Genomic DNA, 959 nt, shown 5'->3' with positions numbered 1-959 from the left:
TCGACAATGACCTTCAACGCGTGCGTGCTCGCCGCCTGCGAAAACGTCTCATAGGCCTTGAGCATGTCGTCGAACGCGAAGCGATGCGTGATCAGCCGGTTCGGATCGATCCGTCCGGCGCACACCGTCTTGAGCAGCATGGGCGTGCTCACGGTATCGACAAGGCGCGTCGTGATCGACACGTTGCGGTCCCACAGCTTGTCGAGGAACAGCGACGCCGGCACGCCATGCACGCCGATGTTCGCGATCACGCCGCCCGGCGCCACGATCTGCTGGCACAGCTCGAACGTCGCAGGCACGCCGACGGCCTCCATCGCGCAATCCACGCCCACGCCGTCCGTGAGCTTCATGAGCGCATCCACGGCGTCGCCCGCGCGCGGATCGATGCACGCCGTCGCGCCGAATCGCTTCGCGCATTCCAGACGGTTGGCGTCCATGTCGATCATGATGATCTGCGCAGGCGAATAAAACTGCGCGGTCAGGAGCGCGGCCAGCCCGATCGGTCCTGACCCGACGATGGCGACCGTGCTGCCGGGTTCGATTCGGCCGTTGAGCACGCCGCACTCGAAGCCCGTTGGCAGGATGTCTGAAAGCATCACGAGCGCCGCCTCGTCGAGGCCCGCGGGAATGCGGTACAGGCTCGTTTGCGCGTGCGGGGTCCGCACGTATTCGGCCTGTGTGCCGTCGATGCGGTTGCCGAGAATCCAGCCGCCCGTCTTGCAGTGCGAATACATTCCGCGCCGGCAGTATTCACACTGCCCGCAGCTCGAAATGCAGGAGACGAGCACGTGATCGCCGGCTTTCAGCGTCGACACGCCCTCGCCGACTTCGTGCACGACGCCCACGCCCTCGTGGCCGAGAATGCGGCCCGGCTCGCAGCTCGGCACGTCGCCCTTGAGAATGTGGAGATCGGTGCCGCAGATCGTCGTTTTCGACAGCTTGACGATTGCATCGCCGGG

The 959-nt window shown here is 65.3% G+C and carries 1 protein-coding gene; it reads right to left on the bottom strand.

Features of this window, described 5'->3' with window-relative positions:
* Nucleotides 1-959 (bottom strand): zinc-dependent alcohol dehydrogenase family protein (locus U5A65_RS40650; RefSeq protein ID WP_321949709.1); only part of this gene is annotated, 959 nt, incomplete at both ends.

This window comes from Paraburkholderia sp. J10-1, assembly GCF_905220165.1.
Taxonomy (GTDB): domain Bacteria; phylum Pseudomonadota; class Gammaproteobacteria; order Burkholderiales; family Burkholderiaceae; genus Paraburkholderia.
This window is presented reverse-complemented; position numbering and strand designations above follow the sequence as displayed.